At 61.8% G+C, this 23,656-nt stretch carries 27 protein-coding genes; 15 read left to right on the forward strand and 12 right to left on the reverse strand.

Annotated features, from left to right (window positions below):
• Positions 1–493 precede the first annotated feature (493 nt).
• On the reverse strand, positions 494–754 hold the full coding sequence (locus L6D81_RS26180) for an accessory factor UbiK family protein (protein WP_011336527.1): 261 nt from the start codon (positions 752–754) through the stop codon (positions 494–496).
• A gap of 398 nt (positions 755–1,152) precedes the next feature.
• Between L6D81_RS26180 and glnK the strand changes: the two genes are divergently transcribed.
• From glnK to sutA, 4 genes are all read left to right on the forward strand, one after another.
• Positions 1,153–1,491, forward strand: a complete 339-nt coding sequence (glnK, locus tag L6D81_RS26185) for a P-II family nitrogen regulator (RefSeq protein WP_002555808.1) — start codon at positions 1,153–1,155, stop codon at positions 1,489–1,491.
• 37 nt (positions 1,492–1,528) lie between these two features.
• Entirely contained in the window at positions 1,529–2,866 is a 1,338-nt protein-coding gene (locus L6D81_RS26190; protein WP_236182523.1) for an ammonium transporter, read from the forward strand.
• Between the two features lie 215 nt (positions 2,867–3,081).
• Positions 3,082–3,507: a secondary thiamine-phosphate synthase enzyme YjbQ gene (locus tag L6D81_RS26195; protein ID WP_039765261.1), complete on the forward strand. Its 426-nt coding sequence runs from the start codon at positions 3,082–3,084 to the stop codon at positions 3,505–3,507.
• A gap of 102 nt (positions 3,508–3,609) precedes the next feature.
• Entirely contained in the window at positions 3,610–3,936 is a 327-nt protein-coding gene (sutA, locus tag L6D81_RS26200; protein ID WP_007951900.1) for a transcriptional regulator SutA, read from the forward strand.
• A gap of 65 nt (positions 3,937–4,001) precedes the next feature.
• Here sutA and L6D81_RS26205 read toward each other — a convergent pair whose 3' ends face one another.
• The 6 genes from L6D81_RS26205 to lptM are packed head-to-tail and all read right to left on the reverse strand — an operon-like array spanning position 4,002 to position 8,609.
• The gene (locus L6D81_RS26205) at positions 4,002–4,706 is read right to left on the reverse strand and encodes an HAD family hydrolase (protein WP_236182524.1); all 705 of its coding nucleotides are present in this window, start codon (positions 4,704–4,706) and stop codon (positions 4,002–4,004) included.
• Complete coding sequence (gene xerC / locus L6D81_RS26210; RefSeq protein ID WP_007951897.1) at positions 4,703–5,602, reverse strand: tyrosine recombinase XerC; 900 nt, start codon at positions 5,600–5,602, stop codon at positions 4,703–4,705. Before xerC ends, L6D81_RS26205 begins: the two co-directional genes overlap by 4 nt.
• A gap of 2 nt (positions 5,603–5,604) precedes the next feature.
• Positions 5,605–6,330: a DUF484 family protein gene (locus tag L6D81_RS26215; protein WP_236182525.1), complete on the reverse strand. Its 726-nt coding sequence runs from the start codon at positions 6,328–6,330 to the stop codon at positions 5,605–5,607.
• Positions 6,331–6,343: 13 nt separating this feature from the next.
• Complete coding sequence (dapF, locus tag L6D81_RS26220) at positions 6,344–7,174, reverse strand: diaminopimelate epimerase (RefSeq protein ID WP_236182526.1); 831 nt, start codon at positions 7,172–7,174, stop codon at positions 6,344–6,346.
• 4 nt (positions 7,175–7,178) lie between these two features.
• On the reverse strand, positions 7,179–8,426 hold the full coding sequence (gene lysA / locus L6D81_RS26225) for a diaminopimelate decarboxylase (RefSeq protein ID WP_236182527.1): 1,248 nt from the start codon (positions 8,424–8,426) through the stop codon (positions 7,179–7,181).
• A 9-nt stretch (positions 8,427–8,435) separates the two neighbouring features.
• Complete coding sequence (gene lptM, locus L6D81_RS26230; protein WP_007951888.1) at positions 8,436–8,609, reverse strand: LPS translocon maturation chaperone LptM; 174 nt, start codon at positions 8,607–8,609, stop codon at positions 8,436–8,438.
• A gap of 239 nt (positions 8,610–8,848) precedes the next feature.
• On the opposite strand from lptM, the gene cyaY reads away from it, so the two are divergent.
• From cyaY to rnk, 3 genes are all read left to right on the forward strand, one after another.
• Complete coding sequence (gene cyaY / locus L6D81_RS26235; protein ID WP_236182528.1) at positions 8,849–9,181, forward strand: iron donor protein CyaY; 333 nt, start codon at positions 8,849–8,851, stop codon at positions 9,179–9,181.
• A 4-nt stretch (positions 9,182–9,185) separates the two neighbouring features.
• Positions 9,186–9,410, forward strand: a complete 225-nt coding sequence (locus tag L6D81_RS26240; protein ID WP_236182529.1) for a DUF1289 domain-containing protein — start codon at positions 9,186–9,188, stop codon at positions 9,408–9,410.
• Positions 9,411–9,538: 128 nt separating this feature from the next.
• The gene (rnk, locus tag L6D81_RS26245; RefSeq protein ID WP_007951886.1) at positions 9,539–9,949 is read left to right on the forward strand and encodes a nucleoside diphosphate kinase regulator; all 411 of its coding nucleotides are present in this window, start codon (positions 9,539–9,541) and stop codon (positions 9,947–9,949) included.
• A 6-nt stretch (positions 9,950–9,955) separates the two neighbouring features.
• Here the strand turns inward: rnk and L6D81_RS26250 are convergent, their stop codons facing one another.
• The 3 genes from L6D81_RS26250 to L6D81_RS26260 form a co-directional block, all read right to left on the reverse strand.
• Positions 9,956–12,799: a class I adenylate cyclase gene (locus L6D81_RS26250; RefSeq protein ID WP_236182530.1), complete on the reverse strand. Its 2,844-nt coding sequence runs from the start codon at positions 12,797–12,799 to the stop codon at positions 9,956–9,958.
• 194 nt (positions 12,800–12,993) lie between these two features.
• The gene (locus L6D81_RS26255) at positions 12,994–13,239 is read right to left on the reverse strand and encodes a TIGR02647 family protein (protein ID WP_007951883.1); all 246 of its coding nucleotides are present in this window, start codon (positions 13,237–13,239) and stop codon (positions 12,994–12,996) included.
• Positions 13,240–13,430: 191 nt separating this feature from the next.
• Positions 13,431–13,715 (reverse strand): hypothetical protein, encoded by a 285-nt coding sequence (locus L6D81_RS26260; protein WP_236182531.1) that lies wholly within the window; start codon positions 13,713–13,715, stop codon positions 13,431–13,433.
• A 123-nt stretch (positions 13,716–13,838) separates the two neighbouring features.
• On the opposite strand from L6D81_RS26260, the gene L6D81_RS26265 reads away from it, so the two are divergent.
• Complete coding sequence (locus L6D81_RS26265) at positions 13,839–14,498, forward strand: glutathione S-transferase family protein (RefSeq protein WP_236182532.1); 660 nt, start codon at positions 13,839–13,841, stop codon at positions 14,496–14,498.
• 59 nt (positions 14,499–14,557) lie between these two features.
• Here L6D81_RS26265 and argH read toward each other — a convergent pair whose 3' ends face one another.
• Positions 14,558–15,952: an argininosuccinate lyase gene (argH, locus tag L6D81_RS26270; protein WP_236182533.1), complete on the reverse strand. Its 1,395-nt coding sequence runs from the start codon at positions 15,950–15,952 to the stop codon at positions 14,558–14,560.
• A gap of 473 nt (positions 15,953–16,425) precedes the next feature.
• On the opposite strand from argH, the gene L6D81_RS26280 reads away from it, so the two are divergent.
• The 7 genes from L6D81_RS26280 (at position 16,426) to rsd (ending at position 22,826) form a co-directional block, all read left to right on the forward strand.
• A complete protein-coding gene (locus tag L6D81_RS26280; RefSeq protein ID WP_236182534.1) occupies positions 16,426–17,172 on the forward strand; it encodes a LytR/AlgR family response regulator transcription factor in 747 nt (248 codons plus the stop codon).
• Positions 17,173–17,310: 138 nt separating this feature from the next.
• Positions 17,311–18,252 carry a hydroxymethylbilane synthase gene (gene hemC / locus L6D81_RS26285; protein WP_236182535.1) on the forward strand — a complete coding sequence of 314 codons (942 nt, stop codon included), beginning with the start codon at positions 17,311–17,313 and terminating at the stop codon, positions 18,250–18,252.
• Positions 18,249–19,016, forward strand: a complete 768-nt coding sequence (locus L6D81_RS26290) for a uroporphyrinogen-III synthase (protein WP_236182536.1) — start codon at positions 18,249–18,251, stop codon at positions 19,014–19,016. Before hemC ends, L6D81_RS26290 begins: the two co-directional genes overlap by 4 nt.
• Positions 19,017–19,032: 16 nt before the next feature.
• Positions 19,033–20,175, forward strand: a complete 1,143-nt coding sequence (locus tag L6D81_RS26295; protein ID WP_236182537.1) for a uroporphyrinogen-III C-methyltransferase — start codon at positions 19,033–19,035, stop codon at positions 20,173–20,175.
• Positions 20,172–21,410: a heme biosynthesis protein HemY gene (locus L6D81_RS26300; protein WP_236182538.1), complete on the forward strand. Its 1,239-nt coding sequence runs from the start codon at positions 20,172–20,174 to the stop codon at positions 21,408–21,410. The genes L6D81_RS26295 and L6D81_RS26300 overlap by 4 nt, the downstream gene beginning before the upstream one ends.
• A gap of 220 nt (positions 21,411–21,630) precedes the next feature.
• Positions 21,631–22,182, forward strand: coding sequence for a disulfide bond formation protein B (locus tag L6D81_RS26305; protein ID WP_236182539.1), 552 nt, complete (start codon positions 21,631–21,633; stop codon positions 22,180–22,182).
• A 185-nt stretch (positions 22,183–22,367) separates the two neighbouring features.
• Complete coding sequence (rsd, locus tag L6D81_RS26310) at positions 22,368–22,826, forward strand: sigma D regulator (protein ID WP_236182540.1); 459 nt, start codon at positions 22,368–22,370, stop codon at positions 22,824–22,826.
• Between the two features lie 60 nt (positions 22,827–22,886).
• Here rsd and L6D81_RS26315 read toward each other — a convergent pair whose 3' ends face one another.
• Positions 22,887–23,552 (reverse strand): FKBP-type peptidyl-prolyl cis-trans isomerase, encoded by a 666-nt coding sequence (locus tag L6D81_RS26315; RefSeq protein ID WP_236182541.1) that lies wholly within the window; start codon positions 23,550–23,552, stop codon positions 22,887–22,889.
• Positions 23,553–23,656: the final 104 nt, after the last annotated feature.

The following is a 23,656-nucleotide window of genomic DNA, read 5'->3' on the forward strand; positions in this document are numbered from 1 at the left end:
TGGAAAAGTGCGATGAATCAATTTGCGATTCTGTACGGAGATCGATTTATCAGGCCAACCTGGTAAAAGCACGGCCTGCCTGACGGCAGGCCGTTACCGGCCCGCACACAAAATATCTGACAGTCCCCTCAATTGTCGCCAAACAATTGGGTGGCAGTCGTACGCGGGTTGGCGAACCGGAGCAAAAGGAACCCGGCAGACCCGAAGGTCTCCCACGCACAACCGCCATGACTCGATGTGGCGGTAAACAATAGCCGCCATCATGGTTGTCGTGCGCCTTAAGCTTTCCGGGTCGCCAAACCCAGTGCTGAACATTCAGCATTGGGTGAGCTTAGGAATCAGGACTTCACGACGCAATCGGATGGCGGGGTTGCAAGCTGTAGGATTCTGCCGAGATTCGGCAGCGAATCCTGATGGCGGGAAGGTCGTTCCGACCTTCATTCGCGGGCAAGCCCGCTCCCACAGGGGGCCGCAGTCACAAAGAAACGAGGTGTTATTCAGCCGGCGGCGTCAGCTTCGCTTCCAGCTCCGCCACCTTCGCCTCAAGGCTCTCGAGCCGGGCGCGAGTGCGCGCCAGTACCACCATCTGACTGTCAAACTCTTCGCGACTCACCAGGTCCAGTTTGCTGAAGGCACTTTGCAGCAGCATCTTGAACTGGCTTTCGATTTCGGCTTTTGGCAACGGCGTGTCGCCGCTGAACAGGCGGGAAGCGGTGCCGCTCAGGGCGTCGAGGAAGTCTTTGGGCGCGAGCATGGGATATGTCCTGGAAACAATGGCCGGCAGTGTATCACGCAGTGTCTATAGTCATTGGCGCAGGCACGGATGCACGCTTTTCGCGCAACGGGATGCACGGCTGCGCACCGTTGTTGTGCGTATCCCGAGTGCCATTTGGGTGATGGCATCTGCGGCAGCCGCCAAGGGATTGAAATCAGTGGTTTTTGGCGAGATGGCAAGCTTTCTGCTTAGTCACCGTTGACCCATGCACTGATGCAGTCGCTGTGACGAATGCAGTGCGGCAGACGGAGCGGGGAGTTTCGTCTGGAGCGGTTAGCTGGCGTCGACAACGAAGCGTTACAAAGCCAGGCACTGCGCTTAGACTTGAGTCGGGTTTGTTTTCCTGGGGCAAGTCCACCAATTCGGGAGAGAGTTTCATGAAGCTAGTCACTGCCATCATCAAGCCGTTCAAGTTGGACGACGTGCGCGAGTCGCTGTCCGAAATCGGCGTGCAGGGCATTACCGTTACTGAAGTCAAAGGCTTCGGTCGGCAGAAGGGTCACACCGAGCTGTATCGCGGCGCGGAGTACGTGGTCGATTTTCTGCCCAAGGTAAAAATCGACGTTGCCATCGACGACAAGGATCTGGATCGGGTTATCGAGGCGATAACCAAGGCTGCCAACACCGGCAAGATCGGTGACGGCAAGATCTTCGTGGTCAATCTGGAACAGGCGATCCGCATCCGTACCGGCGAAACCGATACCGACGCGATCTAAACGCCGCCACAAACCCAACGCCCCAGGAGAAAACAATATGACTCTGCGTAAATTCGCAGGGCTAGGAGCCCTGTTGTCTATCGTAATGCCCGGCCTGGCCATGGCGGCAGACGAAGTGGCAGCCCCAGTCCTGAACTCCGGCGACACCGCCTGGATGCTCACCTCTACTGTCCTTGTGCTGTTCATGACCATTCCCGGTCTCGCGCTGTTCTACGGCGGCATGGTTCGGTCGAAAAACATTCTTTCCGTGATGATGCAGTGCTTCGCCATTACCGGTCTGATCAGCGTGCTGTGGGTCATTTATGGCTACAGCATCGCGTTCGACACCACCGGCATGGAGCAGGGCGTCGTCAACTTCAACTCGTTCGTGGGCGGTTTTGGCAAGGCGTTCCTGGCCGGTGTCACGCCAGCGAGCCTGACCGGCCCGGCGGCGCTGTTCCCCGAGGCGGTGTTCATCACCTTTCAGATGACCTTTGCGATCATCACCCCGGCGCTGATCGTCGGTGCGTTCGCTGAGCGGATGAAGTTCTCCGCGATGCTGATCTTCATGGGCATCTGGTTCACCCTGGTCTATGCACCGATCGCGCACATGGTCTGGTCCGGCAACGGCGGCCTGATGTGGGACTGGGGCGTACTCGACTTCGCCGGCGGCACCGTGGTGCACATCAACGCCGGTGTGGCCGGTCTGATTGCCTGCCTGGTACTGGGCAAGCGCAAAGGCTTCCCGACCACGCCGATGGCGCCACACAATCTGGGTTACACCCTGATGGGCGCAGCGATGCTGTGGGTTGGCTGGTTCGGCTTCAACGCCGGTTCCGCTGTCGCCGCCAACGGCACCGCCGGCATGGCGATGCTGGTGACCCAGATCGCGACTGCCGCTGCCGCACTGGGCTGGATGTTCGCCGAGTGGATCACTCACGGCAAACCCAGCGCACTGGGTATCGCCTCCGGCGTCGTTGCCGGTCTGGTGGCGATCACGCCGGCCGCTGGCACCGTGGGCCCGATGGGCGCCCTGGTGATCGGCCTGGCGGCGGGCGTGGTGTGCTTCTTCTGCGCCACCACCCTGAAACGCAAACTCGGTTATGACGATTCCCTGGACGCCTTCGGCGTGCACGGTATCGGCGGTATCCTCGGCGCAATCCTGACCGGTGTGTTTGCCGCACCGTCGCTGGGTGGCTTCGGCACCGTCACCGACATCGCCGCACAAGTCTGGATTCAGTGCAAAGGCGTCGGCTTCACCGTGATCTACACCGCGATCGTCACCTTCATTATCCTGAAGGTACTGGATGCCGTGATGGGGCTGCGCGTGACCGAGGAAGAAGAATCGGTCGGCCTGGACCTGGCACAACACAACGAGCGCGGCTACAACCTGTAAGCACGCGCCGCCAAAAACTTGCCCGGCTTGCCGGGCATTTTTTTGTCTGGAATTTGTCTTTCCTGATACAGCTGAAAGGATTTTTCGTACTGCTTTGGTCGTGTTTACGACGAGTGTTTTTCTGCGGTCAAAGGCTTACATCATTGAAGGAATATTAGGGCCTTTGTTTTTTTCCAGAGCGCGCTAGAATGCGCCCCGAACGTGCGGAGAACTGTATGTGGCAACAGACTCTGATAACCCTGCGGGCAAGGCCCCGGGGCTTTCATCTGGTGACGGATGAGTTGCTCGCCGGCCTGCCTGAACTCAAGGCATGCCGGGTCGGTCTGTTGCATTTGTGGCTGCAGCATACCTCGGCGTCGTTGACCATCAACGAGAACGCCGATCCGGCGGTACGTCGCGACTTCGAACGATTTTTCAATCGTCTGATCCCACAAGGAACAGACGGCTATGAGCATAACGACGAAGGCCTGGACGACCTCCCGGCGCACTTCAAGGCCAGCGTGCTGGGGTGTCAGATCAGTTTGCCGGTAACGGCGGGTCGACTGGCACTGGGTACCTGGCAAGGCGTTTACCTGGGCGAGCACCGTGACCATGGCGGTGCCCGTAAAGTCCTCGCCACCTTGCACGGTGAAGGGGCATGAACCGTTGGTCACCAACGGTTACCGATTTTTTTCCGGCGGCTTTCGACAGTCGCCAAAGCTGGTCTATAACTAATCTGCTTTTCGCAAGTCATGAGGTAGAACATGAGCGACGATGATCTGGAAAACGACGACCTCGAAGTAGGCGACGAAGACGAGGCCGAAGACGGTCTGGAAGCAGCAGCGGAAGACGTTGCTGAAGACGATGGCGGTGACGATACGCCGGCCCCGGCTGCCAAAGGTAAAGCCAAGGCTGCGGTGTCGGTCGACGAGTTGCCGAGCATCGAAGCCAAGAACAAGGAGCGCGACGCCCTGGCCAAGGCCATGGAAGAATTCCTTGCGCGCGGTGGCAAGGTTCAGGAAGTGGAGGCCAACGTGGTCGCCGATCCGCCCAAGAAGCCGGACAACAAGTATGGCAGCCGCCCTATCTGAGGCGTGCCGTTTGCTTGCTGAAAAAGCCCGCCGTCGCTGCGGGCTTTTTCATGGGCAGAAGAAATCTAGCTGCGGCTGTTCCAGCGGGCGAGTACCGCGGGCAGATCGTTCAGGCTGCGAATCTCGGCATCCGGCAGGCGCTCCGCTTCCCAGACCTTGCCGGCGGGGTTGAACCAGATCGCTCGCAAACCGGCCTGCTGCGCTCCGGCGATGTCATCCCCTGGATGATCGCCGATATGCACCGCCGCTTCGGCGCTCACGCCACCGCGCTGCAAAGCCTCGTGGAACAGTCGCGCATCCGGCTTGGCGATGCCGATGTCTTCGGCGCACAGCGCAAACCTGAAGTAATCCGCCAGCCCGAGACGACGTACATCCGCATTGCCGTTGGTGACCACGCCGAGAGCGTAGTGTTTGGCGAGGGTTTCCAGAACTGGTTCGACCTCCGGGAACACCTCGATCTGATGCCGCGCATGCAGAAACACTTCAAAACTCTTGTCCGCCAGATCCGAGGCTTCGCCGTGGGCGTACCCGGCCTCTTCCAGCGCATGGAACAGCACCCGCCGCCGCAGTGCGCTGATGCGATGCTTGAGACCCGGTTCGCTGGTCAGTACCCGCTCGCGGATCGACCACAGATGCTCCACCGGTACCGCGCCCAGATTCGGCGCATGTTCGCTTAGCCATTCGCGCAAAACCGCTTCGGCGCTGACGATCACCGGGGCGGTGTCCCACAGGGTGTCGTCGAGGTCGAAGGTGATCAACTGGATGCTCATGAATCGTCGCCTTTCATGCGTTTGGCCCGTGGATGGGCGCTGTCGTAGACCGCCGCCAGGTGCTGGAAGTCCAGGTGGGTGTAGATCTGGGTGGTCTTGATGTCCGAGTGGCCGAGCAGTTCCTGCACCGCTCGCAGGTCCTGAGAGGACTCGAGCAAATGGCTGGCGAAGGAGTGTCGCAGCATGTGCGGGTGCAGGTTCTGCCCCAGTTCGCGCTCGCCGGCGAGTTTGACCCGAACCTGTATCGCGCGCGGGCCGAGGCGTCGGCCTTGCTGGCTGACGAAAACGGCATCGTCCGCCGGGTTGGTCAGCGCCCGCAGCGGCAGCCATTGCTCCAGTGCTTCCCGAGCCTTTTTGCCGACCGGTAACAGGCGCGTCTTGCTGCCCTTGCCGAGCACCTGAACCATGCCGTCGGCCAGATCGAGCTGATCGAGATTGAGCCCGGTCAGCTCTGACAGGCGCAGCCCGGAAGAATAGAACAGCTCCAGAATCGCCTGATCACGCCGAGCCAGGAAATCGTCCTCCACGGCCCCTTCGAGCAGTTGCAGGGCGCGGTCGGTATCGAGAGTTTTTGGCAGGCGGCGCTCGCCTTTGGGGGGGGCCAGACCGGTGGCCGGATCGTGATCGCAGAGGCCTTCGCGATTCAGATAGTGATAGAGCCCGCGCACCGCCGAGAGCAGGCGCGCCAGGCTGCGCGAGGACTGACCCTGGGCATGCAGGCGGGCGATCAGACTGCGCAGGCGCTGGATGTCCAGGGCCTGCCAGCTGCCGATGTTTTGTTTGTTGCACCAGCCGAGGACTTTGTCGAGGTCGCGTCGGTAGGCCGACAGCGTGTGCGGCGACACCTGCCGCTCACTGCGCAGGTGTTCGCAGTAAGCGTCCAGTTGTCGTTCCATGGTCAGCGTACCGAGCGCAGGGAGCTGTTGACCCGTGGCAGCACGCGACCCATGACTTCGGCGATGTAGCTGAGGAACAGCGTGCCGACCGAACTCTTGTAATGCTGCGGGTCACGGCTGGCGATAGCCAGAATTCCGTGGATGCCCTGATGGCTGACGGCGACCACGGCGGTGGAGCCGATCTGCTTGCGCTGCTCTTCGCCAAACAGGAAGTCCAGTTCATGTTCGCGCAGGCTGCCGCTGACGCTCTTGCCTTCGGTGAGCAATCCGCCAATGGCAGTTTGCGCGTCGGCGTGGGTGACCCAGCGGCCGACCGGGGCTGGGTTGTCGCCGAGCAGGATCAGGCTGACGAAGGGCACCTGGAAATCCTGACGCAGGCTGTCTTCAACGCTGATCACCACGTCTTCCAGAGTGGCAGCGTCCATCAGTGCAAGGATCAGGCGACGGGTCTTGTCGAACAGGCGATCGTTGTCCCGGGCCACGTCCATCAAGTGCGAGAGGCGATGCCGCATCTCGATGTTGCGGTCGCGCAGGATGGCCATCTGGCGCTCGACCAGCGAGACGGTATCGCCGCGCTGATGAGGGATGCGCAGGGACGGCAGTAGATCTTCATGCTCGACGAAGAAGTCCGGATGAGCCTCCAGGTACGCGGCAACGGCTGCCGCCTCCAGGCTCTCGGACGCTGATTCACCGGACTGTCGGGCGGGTACCTGAGGCTTATCGGTCATGGCTTCTGCTCACTCAAAGACGCACTTGTCCTTCGTATACGCGCACTGCCGGGCCGGTCATCAACACCGGTTGGCCGGGGCCTGCCCACTCGATGGACAGACGCCCGCCCGGCAGGTCGATCAGCAGTGGCGAATCCATCCACCCCTGACTGATCGCCGCTACAGCAGCAGCGCAGGCACCGGTACCGCAGGCCTGGGTTTCCCCGGCGCCACGTTCCCACACGCGCAGTTGCGCGCGATGGCGGTCGATGACCTGGAGAAAACCGACGTTGACCCGCGCCGGAAAGCGCGGATGGTGTTCGATTTTCGGCCCCAGTTCATGCACCGGTGCGGTGTTGATATCGCTGACTCGCAGCACCGCATGGGGGTTGCCCATGGACACCGCGGCCAGATCGACGGGCTTACCGTCGACATCGACCTGATAACTCAGGGCCTGCTCCGGCGCCTGGAACGGAATATCCGCCGGCACCAGGCGCGGGGCGCCCATGTTCACGCCGATCTGGCCGTCGTTACGCACGTCCAGTTCGATGATGCCGCCCTTGGTCTCGACGCGAATCTGCCGTTTGGCGGTCAGGCGCTTGTCGAGCACGAAGCGGGCGAAGCAGCGCGCACCGTTGCCGCACTGCTCCACTTCGGAGCCGTCGGAATTGAAGATCCGGTACCGGAAATCCACATCCGGATTGCTCGGCGCTTCGACGATCAGCAACTGGTCGAAACCGATGCCGGTGTGCCGGTCGCCCCACATTTTTGCGTGCTTGGGCTGAATATGCGCGTGCTGGCTGACCAGGTCGAGAACCATGAAGTCGTTGCCCAGGCCGTGCATCTTGGTAAAACGCAGCAGCATGGGGTTACTCCGGCAGCAGGCTTTCGCCGGCAAACAGCTCGGCCACGGTTTCGCGGCGACGCACTTCAAAGGCCTGATCGCCATCCACCAGCACCTCGGCGGCACGGCCGCGGGTGTTGTAGTTGGAGCTCATCACAAAACCATAGGCACCGGCCGAATGCACGGCCAGCAGATCGCCTTCTTCCAGCGCCAGTTCGCGTTCCTTGGCGAGGAAGTCGCCGGTTTCGCAGATCGGGCCGACGATGTCGTAGGTGCGCGCAGCGGTCTCGCGCGGCTTGACCGGGGTCACGTCCATCCAGGCCTGGTACAACGCCGGGCGGATCAGGTCGTTCATGGCCGCGTCGACGATGGCGAAGTCTTTGTGCTCGGTGTGCTTGAGGTACTCGACCTGAGTCAGCAGCACGCCGGCGTTGGCGACGATGAAGCGGCCCGGTTCGAACACCAGCGCCAGATCACGACCGACCAGACGCTCACGTACAGCCTTGATGTAATCGGCGGCCAGTGGCGGCTCTTCATCGCGATAACGCACACCCAGGCCGCCACCGAGATCGATGTGGCGCAGGTGAATGCCGCAGTCGCCGAGGCGATCGACCAGACCCAGCAGGCGATCGAGGGCATCGAGGAACGGCGGCAGGGTGGTCAGTTGCGAACCGATGTGGCAGTCGACGCCGACCACCTCCAGATTCGGCAGGTGCGCGGCACGCACGTACACGTCTTCGGCGTCGGCGATGGCGATGCCGAACTTGTTCTCTTTGAGACCGGTGGAAATGTACGGGTGGGTGCCGGCATCGACGTCCGGGTTCACGCGCAGCGAGATCGGCGCTCGAACGCCCAGTTCGGCGGCGACCACTTGCAGGCGCTCGAGCTCGTCGGTGGATTCGACGTTGAAGCAATGCACGCCGACTTCCAGCGCACGGCGCATGTCGTCACGGGTCTTGCCGACGCCGGAGAACACGATCTTGTCCGGGCTGCCGCCGGCGGCCAGAACACGTTCCAGTTCGCCACGGGAGACGATGTCGAAACCGGCGCCGATACGGGCCAGGACATTCAGGACGCCGAGGTTGGAGTTGGCCTTGACCGCAAAACACACCAGGTGCGGCATGCCGGCCAGCGCATCGGCGTAGGCCAGGTACTGGGCCTCGATGTGGGCGCGGGAGTAGACGTAGGTGGGAGTGCCGAAGCGATCGGCGATGGCGGACAGCGCCACACCTTCCGCGAACAGCTCCCCGCCACGGTAGTTAAAAGCGTCCATGGCGATCCCTTAGTAAACGTCGTGCTTGTGTGCCTTGGAGACAGGCTGCTTTTGCGAAGACTGGGCTTGCTCGGCCGGGTCCTGATCTTCATCGGGCAGGTACAGCGGGCCTTTTTGACCACAAGCCGAAACAAGGCAGGCAACCGCGACGAGCGCAGCAAGGGAAGAGATCAGGCGCTTCATGGCGAAATCCTTGAAAATGCGTTAATTGCGCCGGAGTATACCGGCCACCCGGCAGCTTGCCTATGCGACGGAACTCCCGTCCGGCGGGGCTCGGGCTGCGGCGCGGAAACTTTTCCCGCGTGGCGGATGGATATTTCGTCGCCGGGCAGGGCGCTTGGTCGTTATCCTTTGCAATCGGCCGGCAGCGTCCGTATCTTGCGGCGCTTGAGCCTGATCAGACATTTTTTGAGGTTGCCGCAATGAGTTTGTCCGAAGCCCGTTTCCACGATCTGGTCGATGAAACCCAGGAAAAACTGGAAGACATCTTCGACGACAGCGACCTGGACATCGACATGGAGAACTCGGCCGGTGTGCTGACCGTCAAGTTCGAGAACGGCACCCAGCTGATCTTCAGTCGTCAGGAACCGTTGCGTCAGCTGTGGCTGGCCGCGGTGTCCGGCGGTTTCCACTTCGACTACGACGAAGAGAGCGAACGCTGGATGTGCGACAAGAGCGAAGAACAGCTGGGCGAAATGCTTGAGCGCATCGTCAGGCAGCAGGCCGGCACCGAATTCGACTTCGAAGGCCTGTGATTTCGTGACTGACACCGCGCCCGCCCGTCCGCCGAAGCCGCTCTACAGCAACGTCAGCCCGGCCGTGCCTTCGCCGTGCACCGGCGTGTGCCGGCTGGATGAGCAGAAGGTCTGCCTCGGTTGCATGCGCCCTGTCGAAGACATCCGCGAGTGGCGCTCGGCCGATGACGAGCGCCGCCGGGTGATTTGCGCGCAAGCGGCTCAGCGCCGGCAGCTCGCCGGAGCGTAGCTTGTATATTTTTTGAGCTGTGTTAGTGTCCGGAAACGCCTCAACCCATCGAGGCCTGGTGAAAACCCCGTCTTTTTTGGCGGGGTTTTGCTTTTTTTGTGTGCAGAAGAAAGGAGTCTGCCCGGATCATGACCGCACCTTCCATCACCCTTACCCGTCTGGACGTGCAACGTCTGGAGCGCCTGATCGACAGCCTGGATGACACGCTGCCGGGCGTGATTGCGCTGCAAACCGAATTGGACCGCGCCGATACCCTGGTCGGTCACGATGAAGTGCCTGCCGATGTCGTGACGATGAATTCCCGTGTGCACTGCCGTGAAGAGAGCAGTGGCAAGGACTACCACCTGACCCTGGTCTATCCGAAGCACGCCAACGCCGACGAAGGCAAAGTCTCGATCCTGGCTCCGGTCGGCAGTGCGCTGCTGGGCCTGAAAGTCGGTCAGCACATCGACTGGCCGGCCCCGGGCGGCAAGACCCTGAAACTGACCTTGCTCGAAGTCGAATCGCAGCCGGCCAACGGCGGTGATTTCCCGGAGTAACCCGCCTCAGACCTGCTCGAGGGCCTCGTTCAGAGAGCGTTCCAGGTCGGCCTTGTAGCGCAGATACAGATTGCTTGAACTCTGCCCGTCACCGATCACGCCCGACAGGTCCAGGTCGGTGATGTAGCAGCGGTAGCGCTCGGTTTCCCGGCGCTGCCCGACGATCTCCCGAGCGACCACGCTGAACAGCTGGTCGCCATGTTCCAGCTCGCTGAATTCCCGTTGATTGCAATACAGCGTGACCTGCACCTCGCCGGGGGCGGCTTTACCGACGATCGCCTGCACGTCGTAGAACGGTTTGTTGGCCGGCGTCTGCGGTGCCGGGCGCATTTCGACCCGTCGCGCGCGTCCCGGGCCTGATGGCAATAACTGGTAATACAAGATTTCAAGGCTGGCGGCGTGGCTGGAATCCATCGGCAGCGATGCTTCGCGCCGGAACTGGATCGACTGCAGGAACCGCTGCAATGGGACTAACAGGCTTTGCTCGTCGTGATAGGGCAAGTGTTGTTGCCACAGCGCATTGAACTCGTCGAGTACGTACAGCTCGGCGGTTTTTTCGGTGATCCGGTAGAACACTTGAATGCATTCAGGCTGGCCCATCGGCAGGATCAGTGCGAGGTCGTGGTCTTCCAGCGCCATCGGGTCCAGGTGCAACGGGCTGTAGCGCGGTTGCTCCTCGCCCAGGTAATCGAACAGCGCCGGCAGGGTGGCGAGGGCCACATGGCTGACCTGGCCCGGCACCAGTTCCAGCACGTGATAATGCTGCTGAACCTGAATCAGGTAGCGGTGATTCAGGTCGCTGAGCAACAGGGTCTGCGCGGTGTCGATGATTTCTTCCACCCGGCGCGCAATGAATTGCGCGCGGTTGTGACAGAAGCAACGCACCCGCAGCGACGGCTGTTGCGGTCCGCGCGGCAGGTTGTTGAGGTAATCGCGCAGGCAGTCCATCAGGGCATGCGGACCGTCGAAGCGGTTGACCAGCACTTCGTTCCAGCTGTTGAGCGTGACCTGATCCAGGGTCAGCACCAGGTTTTCGCGCACGCCGGCGTAGCTCAGCGAGTCCGTGCGTTCGGTGGTCATCAGGATGTTCAGGTCGCGGTGATGCTTGAGCGGATCGACCCCGACATTCACCAGCATCAACACCTCGCTCGGTACGGCGGCGCGCAGCAGCGGTTCTTCGGCAACGGTCGGCAAGGGCAGGGCGATGCTCTGTTGCAGGCTGCCGAGCAGGTTGAACAGCTCGAATTCGCTCATGTCGCTGGTGCCGGGGTGCAGGGCCAGTCGGGTGCTGCTGTCGATCACGCCGTTGCGGTGGCACCAGGTCAGCAGTTCCAGCAACTCGCGGCTGCGCTTGATCGGCGCGAAGTGTTCCCACTCCAGCGCCGTCAGGCTGCCGTTGTACAGGCCCCACTGGGTCTGGCCCGGTTCCTTTTTGTTCGGCGATTGCACCAGGGTCAGGGTGTCTTCGGCCAAGTCCGGGGCGATACCGGGATTGATGAACTCGACCTTGTCGGCCTTGCGTTCGAACGCGGCATACAGCCGCCGGCCGAGAACGTTGAGGTCGCGCTTGTTGATCAGGCTGACGGTCTGTTCGGTACGGGCGAACTGGGTCAGGAAGCGGTAGCTGTAATTCAGCTCGTTGACCAGCGCCCGGCGCTCGGCGCTGACCTGGCGGACTTTCCACTGGCTGCGGCTGTCGAGCAGCGCCAGTTGCCGCTGGTCCCAGTGCCATTCGCTGGCCAGTCTTTCCAGCAGCGAGCGCTGCCAGCTCTGGGTGCGGCTGTTGCCGGTGAGCTTGCGGTTGACCTTGAGGTACAGCGCCCGCCGCACGAGCTCAAGGCGTTCCGGCTCATTGCGCGCAGTGAGGTATTCCTCGATCCGCCGGTAAACCACCATGTACGGATCCAGCTCGTCGAGGTCCAGCCGATTGGCGAACACCGCCTGCTTGAAGCGCAGGCTCAGGCACCGCACATGGGGATGTTCGCTGGCGTAGACCTCGGTCAGCAGCAACTTGAGCACCGACTTGTAAGGCGATTCGATGCCCTTGAACAGTTGCCACAGCCCGGCGCCGACGAACTCGCCCGGCGGAATGTGCGCCATCGGCCCCAGGTCGAGGGTTTCATCGTTGCGGATGAAACGCTTGGAAATCAGGGTGTGGGTGTACGCGTCGTAGGCACGTTCTTCGTAAATCGGCACCAGCCACCAGATCGGCGTGCGTCCGGCGAGCCAGATTGCGGTGCGGTAGAACTCGTCCAGCAGCAAGTAATGCTGAGTGGTGCCGCAATCCTCGGAGCTGAGCTGGGTGTCGCGTTCGCCTTTGACAAAACGCACCGGGTCGATCAGGAAAAAGTGCGCCTCGGCCCCCTGGCTGGCAGCCCAGGTTTCGAGCAGCTGGCATTTTTTACGCAGCTCGGCCAGTTCACTGTCGCTCAGGTCGGGGGCGTGGCAGACCCACACGTCCATGTCGCTCTGGTCGGCCTGGGCAAGCGTGCCGAGGCTGCCCATCAGGAACAACCCGTGGATCGGCCGTGGCGGATTGCTGCCGTGACGCGGCTTGTGGGAGAACGAGCGCGTCAGGCGCTGAGCTTCGGCAAGCGCGTCGGCGTCGGGTTCGTAATTCGACAGCCCGGCCGGCGTGCTGCCCGAGACATAGCCGGGCAGCAGCGGATGATTGACGTGGAAAAACAGCGGCAGCAGCGTCAGCACACTTTGCTGGCGCGTCGACAGGCCTTCCCGCGCGCGGTTCAGGCGGCCTGCGTTGAGTTTGAGAAAGCGTGCGCGTAACTGGCTGAGTACCTTGCGGTCGATGCCTTCGTCCAGGTCGGGGCGGATTTCATGGGTGCGGGTCATGTCGGCTCAAACCGGCGCGCAGGGCTCGGAGGCAAGGGGTCTCGGGTGTCCGGGAGTTTAGCGCCTGAGCGGCAGGAGTTTTAAGCTGAATTTGTTTTTTGACGTCAGATTTCTATCGCGTGGCGATGGGCGATGTTCTTGGCTGGCCCGCGGAAATCCCGTGGCAGGGGTTTCCGTGGGCAAAGTCGGGAGGATCAGGCGGTTTGCTGCTCTTTGAGAATCGTCAGTACGGTTTGCACGTTTTGTGCGGCATCGCGACCGAGGCTGGTCAGGTAACCGCCGTCAGGCTGGTCGGTCAGTTCTTTTTCGAACAGACGTTGTGCGGCGGCAATGTGCTTCGGGGCAGCGGTCTGATGAATTTTCAGACCTTCCTGGGAACTGTCCAGGTTGAAGAGTGCAAGGACTTCCAGTTCGGCAACCAACTCAGGGGTAAGCGACATAAGGACTCCAGACTTTCTAGGAATTGGACGACAGCGCCCCTAAGGTGAACCTGCCGGCGCGGGCTGTCCAGTGCGCGTGTCAGGGTTTTTGTCCCAGGGTGGATTCCAGTGTAGTCAGGGGGCGGCAGAAGGCCGCGCAGATGGGTGACAAATTGTGTGGGAGCAGGCGAGCTCCCACAGGGCGGGGCCGTTTACTGCTTTTCCGGTGGCAGCTCCGGCAGGGCGCGCAGCGCCGTCTCGTACCACTCGCTGTCGAACGCGCGGTCGTCGTCGAGCATCGCGTCGATTTCGTAGGCCAGCACGTGGGCCATCAGATTCAGGATGTCGTCACGCTCGTAACCGACCAGGGTCAGCTTGTTGAAGGTTGCCTTGGCCGCTGGCGGGTTGTCGCTTTCGATCTGGTTCTCGATCGCTTCGATCAGCGTCGATTCGGTGAACGCTTCGTCATCATTGTCGATGTCAGTCGGCTCGCTCATGGCAGGCTCCTCAGGGAAAGGCGCCAGTTTACCCGCATTCAGCGGCGTGATGCTGCTGGCGAGAATCCCCGGGGCGATCTATAAACAGGCACTGCCCACCCCGCACGGCCTGGAGGCTATGTGATGTTCAAGCTCTATGGATTCTCTGTCAGCAACTACTACAACATGGTCAAACTGGCGCTGCTGGAAAAAGGCCTGCCGTTCGAAGAGGTCACGTTCTACCCGACGCCAACGCCGGAGTCCCTGGCCATCAGCCCGCGCGGCAAGGTGCCGGTGCTGGGGGGCGAAGGTGGTTACATCAATGAAACGATGGTGATGCTCGAATACCTCGAAAGTACCCAGAAGGGTACCCCGCTGTTACCGACCGAGCCGTTTGCCCGTGCTCAAGTGCTGGCGGTGGCCAAGGAAATCGAGCTGTACATCGAGCTGCCGGCCCGTGCCTGTTACGGCGAAGCGTTCTTCGGTACGGCGTTGCCGGAGGCGATCAAGGAAAAAACCAAGGCTGAATTGCTGCTGGGTTTTGCGGCGCTGGGCCGTCACGGCAAGTTCGCCCCGTATGTGGCGGGCGACAGCCTGAGCATTGCGGATTTGTACTTCCTCTACAGCGTGCCGCTGGCAGCTGCGGTGGGGCACAAACTGTTCGGTCTGGATTTGCTGGCGGAGATGCCGAAGGCCAGGGCGCTGCTGGAGCGGCTTGAGCAGAACCCGCACGTGCAGAAGATTGCCGCGGACAAGGATGCGGCGATGCCGGCGTTTTTGGCGATGATCGCAGCCAAAAAGTAGAAACTTGTCTTGAAGCCAGTTCGCGGGCAAGTCGAGCATTCGACTTGCCCGCGATGCTTTCAGCGGCTGGCGATCAACGCCTGACCGCGAATCACGGCAGCCTTGACCTGCGCCGGCGCAGTGCCGCCGATATGGTCACGGGCATTCACCGAGCCTTCCAGGGTCAGCACGGCAAACACGTCCTGCTCGATCTGGTCGCTGAACTGGCGCAGTTCTTCCAGGCTCATCTCGGCCAGATCCTTGCCGGTGTCCACGCCGTACTTCACGGCATGACCGACGATCTCGTGGCAGTCACGGAACGGCAGGCCACGGCGTACCAGGTAGTCGGCCAGGTCTGTGGCGGTGGAGAAACCGCGCAGCGCCGCCTCGCGCATGATCGCGTGTTTCGGCTTGATCGCCGGAATCATGTCGGCAAAGGCCCGCAGCGAGTCGCGCAGAGTGTCGGCGGCGTCGAACAGCGGTTCCTTGTCTTCCTGATTGTCCTTGTTGTAGGCCAGCGGCTGGCCTTTCATCAGGGTCAGCAGGCCCATCAGGGCGCCGAACACACGGCCGGTCTTGCCGCGCACCAGTTCCGGCACGTCGGGGTTTTTCTTTTGCGGCATGATCGAGCTGCCGGTGCAGAAACGGTCCGGCAGATCGATGAACTGGAACTGCGCGCTGGTCCACAGCACCAGCTCTTCGGAGAAACGCGACAGGTGCATCATCGCGATGCTCGCGGCGGAGCAGAATTCGATGGCGAAGTCACGGTCGGACACGTTGTCCAGCGAGTTGCCGCCGACGGCGTCGAAGCCCAGCAGTTGCGCGGTGTATTCGCGGTCGATCGGGTAAGTGGTGCCGGCCAGCGCGGCGCTGCCCAGCGGCATGCGGTTGGTGCGCTTGCGGCAGTCGACCAGGCGTTCGTAATCGCGGCTGAGCATTTCGAACCAGGCCAGCATGTGGTGCCCGAAGGTCACCGGCTGAGCGGTTTGCAGGTGGGTGAAGCCCGGCATGATGCTGGCGGCTTCGCGCTCGGCCTGCTCCAGCAGGCCTTTTTGCAGGCGGGTGATCTCGCCGAGGATCAGGTCGATCTCGTCACGCAGCCACAGGCGGATGTCGGTGGCGACCTGGTCATTGCGGCTGCGGCCGGTGTGCAGCTTCTTGCCGGTGACGCCGATGCGGTCGGTCAGGCGTGCTTCGATGTTCATGTGCACGTCTTCGAGGTCGACGCGCCAGTCGAACTGGCCGGCCTCGATTTCGCCCTGGATGGTCTTCAGGCCATCGATGATGCTGTCGCGCTCGGCATCCGTCAGCACGCCGACCTTGGCCAGCATGGTGGCGTGGGCGATCGAGCCCATGATGTCGTGGCGATACAGGCGCTGGTCGAAAGTGACGGAGGCGGTGAAGCGGGCGACGAAGGCGTCGACGGGTTCACTGAAGCGGCCGCCCCAGGACTGATTGGTCTTGTCAGTGCTCATGAATTCGCTCGTATCGGCTTGAAGAAAGAAGGCGTGAAACGCTGGCGCGGATAATAACAGGGTTGCCAATCCTGTCGCTGACACTGGTCGATACGTTTTTTTCTCATTCGCTCCGTCATAGTCGTCGGCGTCTTCGGGGGATTTGCGCAAGGATATTTTCCGATTGAGCAATATCGGCCCGACGAGCGTCTACAGTAGGACATAGGGGTCGGGTGGCCACGGATCGGGCAAAGATCCGGCCACCGACTATAAGAAGAGAGAGGGGTGGGTGTATTGGCCACTGGCATACCCTGCGTAAAACGCAGTCAGCGACGGGCGTCGGGCGGTACGTTGCGGGTGTCGGCAAATATTGCCGGCCGACGTACGGCACTTTTTGGCGCTCCCGCTAGTCTTAGCGTGGATCGCGGTGACGGACGTCACTCCACTTGTCTACGCTATCCTTGTGCGAGACTCACGCAGGAATCCAGCGCAATATGAATGTCCTGATCGTTGATGACGAACCACTGGCCCGCGAGCGACTCAGCCGAATGGTGAGCGAGCTCGAGGGCTACACAATCCTGGAGCCCAGCGCCACCAATGGTGAAGAAGCGTTGGCACTGATCGACAGCCACAAGCCGGATATCGTGCTGCTCGATATCCGCATGCCGGGCCTCGATGGCCTGCAGGTGGCTGCCCGTCTGTGCGAACGCGAAACCCCGCCGGCCGTGGTGTTTTGCGCAGGTCCCGATGAATTTGCCGTGGAAGCCCTGCAGGCCAGCGCCGTGGGCTATGTGGTGAAACCCGTGCGAACCGAACATCTGCATGACGCCCTGAAACGGGCTGAACGTCCCAACCGGGCCCAGCTCTCGGCCCTGACCCGTCCTGCCGCCGAAAGCGGTAACGGCCCGCGCAGCCACATCAGCGCCCGCACCCGCAAAGGCATCGAACTGATCCCGCTGGATCAGGTGGTGTACTTCATTGCCGACCACAAATACGTGACCTTGCGCCATGAAGGTGGCGAAGTCCTTCTGGATGAGCCACTCAAGGCGCTGGAAGACGAATTCGGCGAGCGCTTCGTGCGGATCCATCGCAATGCACTGGTGGCCCGCGATCGCATTGAGCGACTGCAACGCACGCCGCTGGGCCACTTCCAGTTGTTTCTCAAGGGCCTGAACGGTGATGCGCTGATCGTCAGCCGCCGGCATGTGGCGGGCGTTCGCAAAATGATGCAGGGGCTTTAGTCCGCAGGCTCCGGGCGGTTCTTCGTTCCTTTCACCAGGCATCGCAGGCCAGGGAGGCCACGCCGTATCTGATTCAGGTCAAAGTGGATTTGGCTGAGCTGTTATTATCCGCCGTATCTATTCAGTACGGATTGATCCATGTCCTCTCGCGAAATCCGCATCGCCACCCGCAAAAGTGCTCTGGCCCTCTGGCAGGCCGAATACGTCAAAGCCCGTCTGGAAGCAGCCCACCCGGGCCTGCTGGTGACGCTGGTGCCCATGGTCAGTCGCGGCGACAAGCTGCTCGATTCGCCCCTGTCGAAAATCGGCGGCAAGGGCCTGTTCGTCAAGGAACTGGAAACCGCGCTGCTGGAAAACGAAGCCGACATCGCCGTGCACTCAATGAAAGACGTGCCGATGGATTTCCCCGAAGGCCTCGGTCTGTTCTGCATCTGCGAGCGCGAAGATCCGCGTGACGCGTTTGTCTCCAATACGTATTCCAGCCTCGATGCGTTGCCTGCCGGCAGCATCGTCGGCACCTCGAGCCTGCGGCGTCAGGCGCAGTTGCTGACGCGCCGTCCGGATCTCGAGATCCGTTTCCTGCGCGGCAACGTCAACACCCGTCTGGCCAAGCTCGACGCCGGCGAGTACGACGCGATCATCCTCGCGGCAGCGGGCCTGATCCGTCTCGGTTTCGAAGAACGCATCACCTCGGCCATCAGCGTCGACGACAGCCTGCCGGCCGGTGGCCAGGGCGCCGTCGGTATCGAATGCCGCAGCGCCGACACGGAAATCCATGCCTTGCTTGCGCCTCTGCATCACGCCGACACCGCTGACCGTGTCACCGCCGAGCGTGCCCTCAACAAACATCTGAATGGCGGCTGCCAAGTGCCGATCGCCTGCTACGCCGTGCTCGAAGGCGATCAGTTGTGGCTGCGCGGTCTGGTGGGCGAACCGAGCGGCGGCAAGCTGCTCAGCGCACACGCTCGTGCACCGCGTGCGGCAGCCGAGACGCTGGGTGTGCAGGTTGCCGAAGACCTGCTCGGCCAGGGCGCCGACGATATTCTCAAGGCAGTCTACGGCGAGGCAGGTCACGAGTGACCACTTGGCGCCTGCTGCTGACGCGCCCGGCGGAAGACTGCTCGGCGCTCGCCGCCGTGCTGGCCGAACAAGGGTTTTTCAGCAGCTGTCTGCCGCTTTTGGAAATTGCGCCACTGCCGGTCTCTGACACAATGCGCCGCACGATCACGCAACTGCCGCGTTACAGCGCGGTGATCGTGGTCAGCAAGCCGGCGGCGCGTATCGTGGTGGGTTTACTCGACGCTCTGGGGCTGGCTGATCCGACGATGCCGTGGTTCAGCGTGGGGGCGGCGACCGCCGCTATCCTTCGCGATCGGGGGCTGGATGTGAGTTTCCCCGATGCGGGGGACGACAGCGAAGCCTTGCTGCAATTGCCGCGATTGCTGGCGGCGGTGGCGGTGCCCGGCTCGCAGGTGTTGATCCTGCGCGGGGAGGGCGGACGCGAGCTGCTGGCCGAGCGCCTGCGCGCGCTTGGTGCTAGTGTCGAATATCTGGAGTTGTACCGTCGCGACCTGCCGGACTATCCGTCGCAGGAGCTGCCCCGCAGGATTGCAGCGGAACGCCTGAACGGGCTGGTGGTCAGCAGTGGACAGGGTTTCGAGCACCTGCGCCAACTGGCCGGCGATACCTGGCCTGTGCTTGCGCAGTTGCCGTTGTTTGTTCCAAGCCCAAGGGTTGCCGAGCAGGCCACTGCCGCCGGGGCCCGAACAGTTGTGGATTGTCGCGGCGCCAGTGCCGCGGCCTTGCTGACGGCGTTACGGGAGCATCCCGGGCCCGTTCTCTAATGCAAAGGATGGATACGTGAGCGAAACAGCCTTGCCTAAAGATGACGTTCAACCTGTGATCGATGCGCCGGTTGATGCACTGCCACCGGCCGCCGAACCACGCCGAGGCAACGGATTGGCCATTCTCGCACTGCTGCTCGGCGCCGCCGGCGTTGCGGTGGGTGGCTGGGGTGTCTGGCAGGTGCGACACCTGCAGGCCAATACGCAGAATCAGTTGAGTCAGGTGCAGGCGTTGAGCGATCAGGCCCAGACCCTGAAGCTCAATGAGCAACGACTGACCGAGCGTCTCGGGCAATTGCCCGGCGCCGATGAACTTGCCGATCGCCAGCGTCTGGTGACCCAACTTCAGGGCGATCAGCAACGCCTCAATCAACGTCTGGAAACCGTCCTCGGCGCCAGCCGCAAGGACTGGCGTCTGGCCGAGGCCGAGCATTTGCTGCGTCTGGCCAGCCTGCGTCTTTCCGCCCTGCAGGACATCAGCAGCGCCCAGGCGCTGGTGCAGGGTGCCGATGAAATCCTGCGCGAGCAGAATGACCCCGGCTCGTTCGCCGCCCGCGAGCAAGTGGCGAAAACCCTGATAGCGCTGCGCAGCACCGAGCAGCCGGATCGCACCGGGCTGTTCCTGCGCCTGGGCGCCTTGCGCGATCAGGTCGTCGGCCTCACCGAGCTGGCGCCGGAATACAAGGATCGCGGCGATTCGCTGCTGGGTCTGACCGCCGATGGCGACGGCGCCAGTCGCTGGGCGCAGTGGTGGGATCAGATCTCGCGCTACATCCGCATCGATTTCAACGCTGACCAAAACGTCCGGCCGCTGCTTGCCGGCCAGAGCCTGAGCCAGGTGCGTCTGGCCCTCAGCCTTTCGCTCGAACAGGCGCAATGGGCCGCGCTCAACGGTCAGGCGCCGGTGTACACCCAGGCCCTGGCGGAGGCGCGTGACGTCCTCACGGGCAACTTCAACCCGGACAACCCGCAGAGCAAAATCATGCTTGAGCAGGTCGTGGAGTTGAGCAAACAACCGGTGACCGTCAATACGCCGGATCTCGCCGCAACGTTGAGCGCAGTGCAGGCGTATCTGGAGCGCCGCAACGTCAACGCCGAAGACTCGGTGAAACCCTTCGCCAAACCGGCCGCCAGCACCGCGCAGGAGGCGACACCATGAAGCGCCTGTATGTAATCGTGTTTCTGGTGATCGCGGCAACGGCGGCGCTGGGCCTGGCGATTGCCGAGCATTCCGGTTACGTGCTGGTCGCCTACAAAAGCTTTCGTTATGAATCGAGCCTGTGGGCGACCCTGGCAGTGGTGGCGGTGTTGTGGCTGCTGGTCTGGGGCATCAAGGCACTGGTCGAGCTGGTGCTGACCTCCGGTGGCGTGGTCAATCCCTGGTCGCGGCGCAACCGCAGCCGTCGCGTGCAGGTGGCAATCGAGCATGGTCAGCTCGACCTGGCCGAAGGCCGCTGGGCCAGTGCCCAGCGTCACCTGTACCGGGCCGCCGAAGCCGAGCGTCAGCCGTTGCTGTATTACCTGGGTGCCGCTCGGGCCGCCAACGAGCAAGGCAACTATGAGGAAAGCGATCGCCTGTTGGAGCGCGCCCTTGAACGTCAGCCGCAGGCCGAGCTGGCGATCGCCCTCAGCCATGCGCAGTTGCAGACCGATCGTGGCGATACCGATGGGGCGCTGGTCACCTTGCAAGCGATGCACGAGCGCCATCCGCACAATGCCCAGACCTTGCGCCAGTTGCAGCGTCTGCATCAGCAGCGCGGTGACTGGTCGTCCGTGATCCAGCTATTGCCGGAGCTGCGCAAGGACAAAGTCCTGCCACCGGCCGAACTGATCGAGTTGGAGCGCCGCGCCTGGGGAGAAAACCTGTCCCTGGCCGCCCGGCGCGAAGAAGATGGCACGGTCGGTTTGCAATCGCTCAACCGTGCCTGGCAGCAACTGACGTCTGCCCAGCGCCAGGAGCCGGCGCTGGTGCTGGCCTACGCCGAGCAACTGCGTCAGCTGGGCGCTCAGGTCGAAGCGGAAGAGGTGTTGCGCACGGCGCTCAAGCGCAAGTACGACAGCCATCTGGCGCGCCTTTACGGTCTGGTGCGCGGCAGTGATCCAGCACGTCAGTTGCAGACGGCCGAAGGTTGGCTCAAGGATCATCCGGGCGATGCCAGCCTGCTACTGACGCTGGGGCGTTTGTGCCTGCAAGCCAGTCTGTGGGGCAAGGCGCGGGATTATCTGGAAAGCAGCCTGCGAGTGCAGCGCAATCCGGAAGCGTGCGCCGAGTTGGCGCGCCTGCTGGCCCGGCTCGGCGATACCGAACGCAGCAATCTGCTGTTCCAGGAAGGGCTCGGTATGCTGGATGAACGATTGCTGGCTGCGCCATTACCTGTAGCGGTTCGAGCGTGATCAGAAAGGAGGAGCGTGCTCCTCCTTTTCTTTCCCGGTGACTGAATAGTTACCGGCGAATCCCTTCCCAAGTAAAATCCTACAGTGGACTACACCGAATCCTTCGATGTCTGTCGGGATTTCCCTACACTTCTGGTGAAGTGTCGTCAGCGACTCGCCTTGAAAGCCCAAGGCCCTTTCCTCTACCGTAACTGCCTGTCTTTATTGTTACGGATAAGCCATGTCGTTGGCCTGCTCACGTTCCCTGTTCTTTATGGCTTTCACTGCGGGGATTCTGGCCCTGGGAGCTTCCTATTACCTGGAATACGCAATTGGTCTGGTGCCCTGCAGTCTGTGCCTGGTCCAGCGTCTGTTCATGAGCGCACTCACCGTTTTTTGTGGTGTGGCGGCGATCCATGGACCACAGCGTTTCGGTCTGTCGCTGTATTGGATAATGGTGTCGCTGAGCAGTCTCGGCGGTATGACGGCGGCATGGCGGCAAGTGTTGTTGCAAGGTGATTCGCTGCAGAGGCTGGCGCATTGCACGCCCGATCCTCAGGAAATGTTCAGCAGCCTGCCATGGTTATGCGCACTGAGGCGGATGTTCTACGACTCTGCCGATTGCACGGAATTATCCTGGACTCTGTTCGATCTGAGTATTCCTGAGTGGAGTCTGCTGTTTTTCGTGGGGATGTCGATCCTCGCCGCTTACCAGTTGCTGCGGCTGGTCTGGATGGCTCTGCAGCGACCGCTCAGCGGCCAACCGTCGCACCCGGCGCTGGTCAGGGATTAAACACTTGTATGAACTTTCTCTCCTGCGTACCTTGAAGCCATAGGCGTGCGGGCATAATCTGGCCCGCATGTGTCATTGGAATTATGTTGCTCGATGACGCTCTGCCTGGCCGCCTCTCAAAGCAATAGCCACAAGAAGAGGCGCGGGTGTAGGGCAGCATGACCCACAAGGGAAGAGAGATCGCCATGCTCGAAAGTTGTCAGAATGCTCAGGAACGTTGGGGTGGAGTTCATCTGCTGATCGACCGCTGGCTCCAGGAGCGTGAGGAGTTGATCGCTGCCTATGACAAGCTGGGTGCCAAACCTCAAGCGCTGTCCGAGGATAGAAAGCCCTTGCAGGAATTCTGCGGCGTGCTGGTCGATTATGTCTCGGCCGGGCACTTCGAGATCTACGAACAGCTGACGAGCGAGGCCAAGGCCTTCAACGACAAGCGCGGTCTGGAACTGGCCGAGACGATCTATCCGCGGATCGATGTCATCACCGAAAAACTGCTCGCGTTCAACGACCTCTGCGATGAAGGCAAATGCGTTGCGGAGAAATTCAAGGAGCTGGGCGGCCTGCTTCATGAGCGCTTCGAGCTGGAAGACTGCCTGATTGAAGTGCTGCATACCGCACACAAGGAAGAGGATTCGGTTCAGGCCTGAACCTAACCTCGCAAGACACATAAACGGTGCGCCCCAGGCGCACCGTTTTTTATTGGGCGATCAACTGGTCGCGCCGCGCAATTCCACTTCGAACACCAGCGGCGTGAACGGCGCGATCAAGTCGCCGGCCCCGTCGGCGCCATAAGCCTGATCCGATGGGATCACCAGGCGCCACTTCGCGCCTACCGGCATGTTCTGCAGCGCGGTGCGCCAGCCTGCGATCACACTGTCGAGATTGAACCACTGCGGCTGGCTGTTCTGATCGAACACGGAGCCATCCGGCAGCCGGCCGATGTATAGCACCTGCACTTTTCCATCAGGACCGGCCTTCGCGCCATTCCCCGGCGTCAGCTCGGTCAGCAGGATGCCGTCGGCTAACTCTTTCACACCCGGCCTGGCTTTTTCGGCGGTGAGAAAACGTCGCTCGTTTTCCATCGCGGCTTCAGTCGAAGGCATCGCCGCCTGCTCGGCTGTCTGCGATTCGTGATCGGCCAGAATCTGCTCGATGCGTGCTTCGCTCAGTGCCAGCGGCTTGCCTTGATAGGCCTGTTGCAGGCCTTCGATCAACGCCTGGATCTGGAGCTGCGGCACCTCCTGGCGGAGCCGTTCACCGAGGCTGGCGCCCAGGCTGTAAGCCAGATCATGGGCATCATTCGAGGTGGTTTTTTCGTCGGCCTGAGCCACGGAAAAAATCATGCAGAGGGATAAAAAAAGGTAGCGCGACATGGGCACTCTCCGTCCTGAATTGCGGTGGATTATGCCAGCGCGAACGTCTGCAACGGTGAACTGCTTTTGCCAATGCGCAGAAGTTTTACGCAAGCCTGCAACCG

The sequence above is a fragment of the Pseudomonas sputi genome, assembly GCF_021603585.1.
In the GTDB taxonomy this organism is placed as follows: Bacteria; Pseudomonadota; Gammaproteobacteria; order Pseudomonadales; family Pseudomonadaceae; genus Aquipseudomonas; species Aquipseudomonas sputi.

Excerpts from the sequence above, each read along its gene's own strand:
- L6D81_RS26180 (WP_011336527.1), bottom strand. The coding sequence starts at position 754 with ATGCTCGCGCCCAAAGACTTCCTCGACGCCCTGAGCGGCACCGCTTCC.
- glnK (WP_002555808.1), top strand. The coding sequence starts at position 1,153 with ATGAAGCTAGTCACTGCCATCATCAAGCCGTTCAAGTTGGACGACGTG.
- L6D81_RS26190 (WP_236182523.1), top strand. The coding sequence starts at position 1,529 with ATGACTCTGCGTAAATTCGCAGGGCTAGGAGCCCTGTTGTCTATCGTA.
- L6D81_RS26195 (WP_039765261.1), top strand. The coding sequence starts at position 3,082 with ATGTGGCAACAGACTCTGATAACCCTGCGGGCAAGGCCCCGGGGCTTT.
- sutA (WP_007951900.1), top strand. The coding sequence starts at position 3,610 with ATGAGCGACGATGATCTGGAAAACGACGACCTCGAAGTAGGCGACGAA.
- L6D81_RS26205 (WP_236182524.1), bottom strand. The coding sequence starts at position 4,706 with ATGAGCATCCAGTTGATCACCTTCGACCTCGACGACACCCTGTGGGAC.
- xerC (WP_007951897.1), bottom strand. The coding sequence starts at position 5,602 with ATGGAACGACAACTGGACGCTTACTGCGAACACCTGCGCAGTGAGCGG.
- L6D81_RS26215 (WP_236182525.1), bottom strand. The coding sequence starts at position 6,330 with ATGACCGATAAGCCTCAGGTACCCGCCCGACAGTCCGGTGAATCAGCG.
- dapF (WP_236182526.1), bottom strand. The coding sequence starts at position 7,174 with ATGCTGCTGCGTTTTACCAAGATGCACGGCCTGGGCAACGACTTCATG.
- lysA (WP_236182527.1), bottom strand. The coding sequence starts at position 8,426 with ATGGACGCTTTTAACTACCGTGGCGGGGAGCTGTTCGCGGAAGGTGTG.
- lptM (WP_007951888.1), bottom strand. The coding sequence starts at position 8,609 with ATGAAGCGCCTGATCTCTTCCCTTGCTGCGCTCGTCGCGGTTGCCTGC.
- cyaY (WP_236182528.1), top strand. The coding sequence starts at position 8,849 with ATGAGTTTGTCCGAAGCCCGTTTCCACGATCTGGTCGATGAAACCCAG.
- rnk (WP_007951886.1), top strand. The coding sequence starts at position 9,539 with ATGACCGCACCTTCCATCACCCTTACCCGTCTGGACGTGCAACGTCTG.
- L6D81_RS26250 (WP_236182530.1), bottom strand. The coding sequence starts at position 12,799 with ATGACCCGCACCCATGAAATCCGCCCCGACCTGGACGAAGGCATCGAC.
- L6D81_RS26255 (WP_007951883.1), bottom strand. The coding sequence starts at position 13,239 with ATGTCGCTTACCCCTGAGTTGGTTGCCGAACTGGAAGTCCTTGCACTC.
- L6D81_RS26260 (WP_236182531.1), bottom strand. The coding sequence starts at position 13,715 with ATGAGCGAGCCGACTGACATCGACAATGATGACGAAGCGTTCACCGAA.
- L6D81_RS26265 (WP_236182532.1), top strand. The coding sequence starts at position 13,839 with ATGTTCAAGCTCTATGGATTCTCTGTCAGCAACTACTACAACATGGTC.
- argH (WP_236182533.1), bottom strand. The coding sequence starts at position 15,952 with ATGAGCACTGACAAGACCAATCAGTCCTGGGGCGGCCGCTTCAGTGAA.
- L6D81_RS26280 (WP_236182534.1), top strand. The coding sequence starts at position 16,426 with ATGAATGTCCTGATCGTTGATGACGAACCACTGGCCCGCGAGCGACTC.
- hemC (WP_236182535.1), top strand. The coding sequence starts at position 17,311 with ATGTCCTCTCGCGAAATCCGCATCGCCACCCGCAAAAGTGCTCTGGCC.
- L6D81_RS26300 (WP_236182538.1), top strand. The coding sequence starts at position 20,172 with ATGAAGCGCCTGTATGTAATCGTGTTTCTGGTGATCGCGGCAACGGCG.
- L6D81_RS26305 (WP_236182539.1), top strand. The coding sequence starts at position 21,631 with ATGTCGTTGGCCTGCTCACGTTCCCTGTTCTTTATGGCTTTCACTGCG.
- rsd (WP_236182540.1), top strand. The coding sequence starts at position 22,368 with ATGCTCGAAAGTTGTCAGAATGCTCAGGAACGTTGGGGTGGAGTTCAT.
- L6D81_RS26315 (WP_236182541.1), bottom strand. The coding sequence starts at position 23,552 with ATGTCGCGCTACCTTTTTTTATCCCTCTGCATGATTTTTTCCGTGGCT.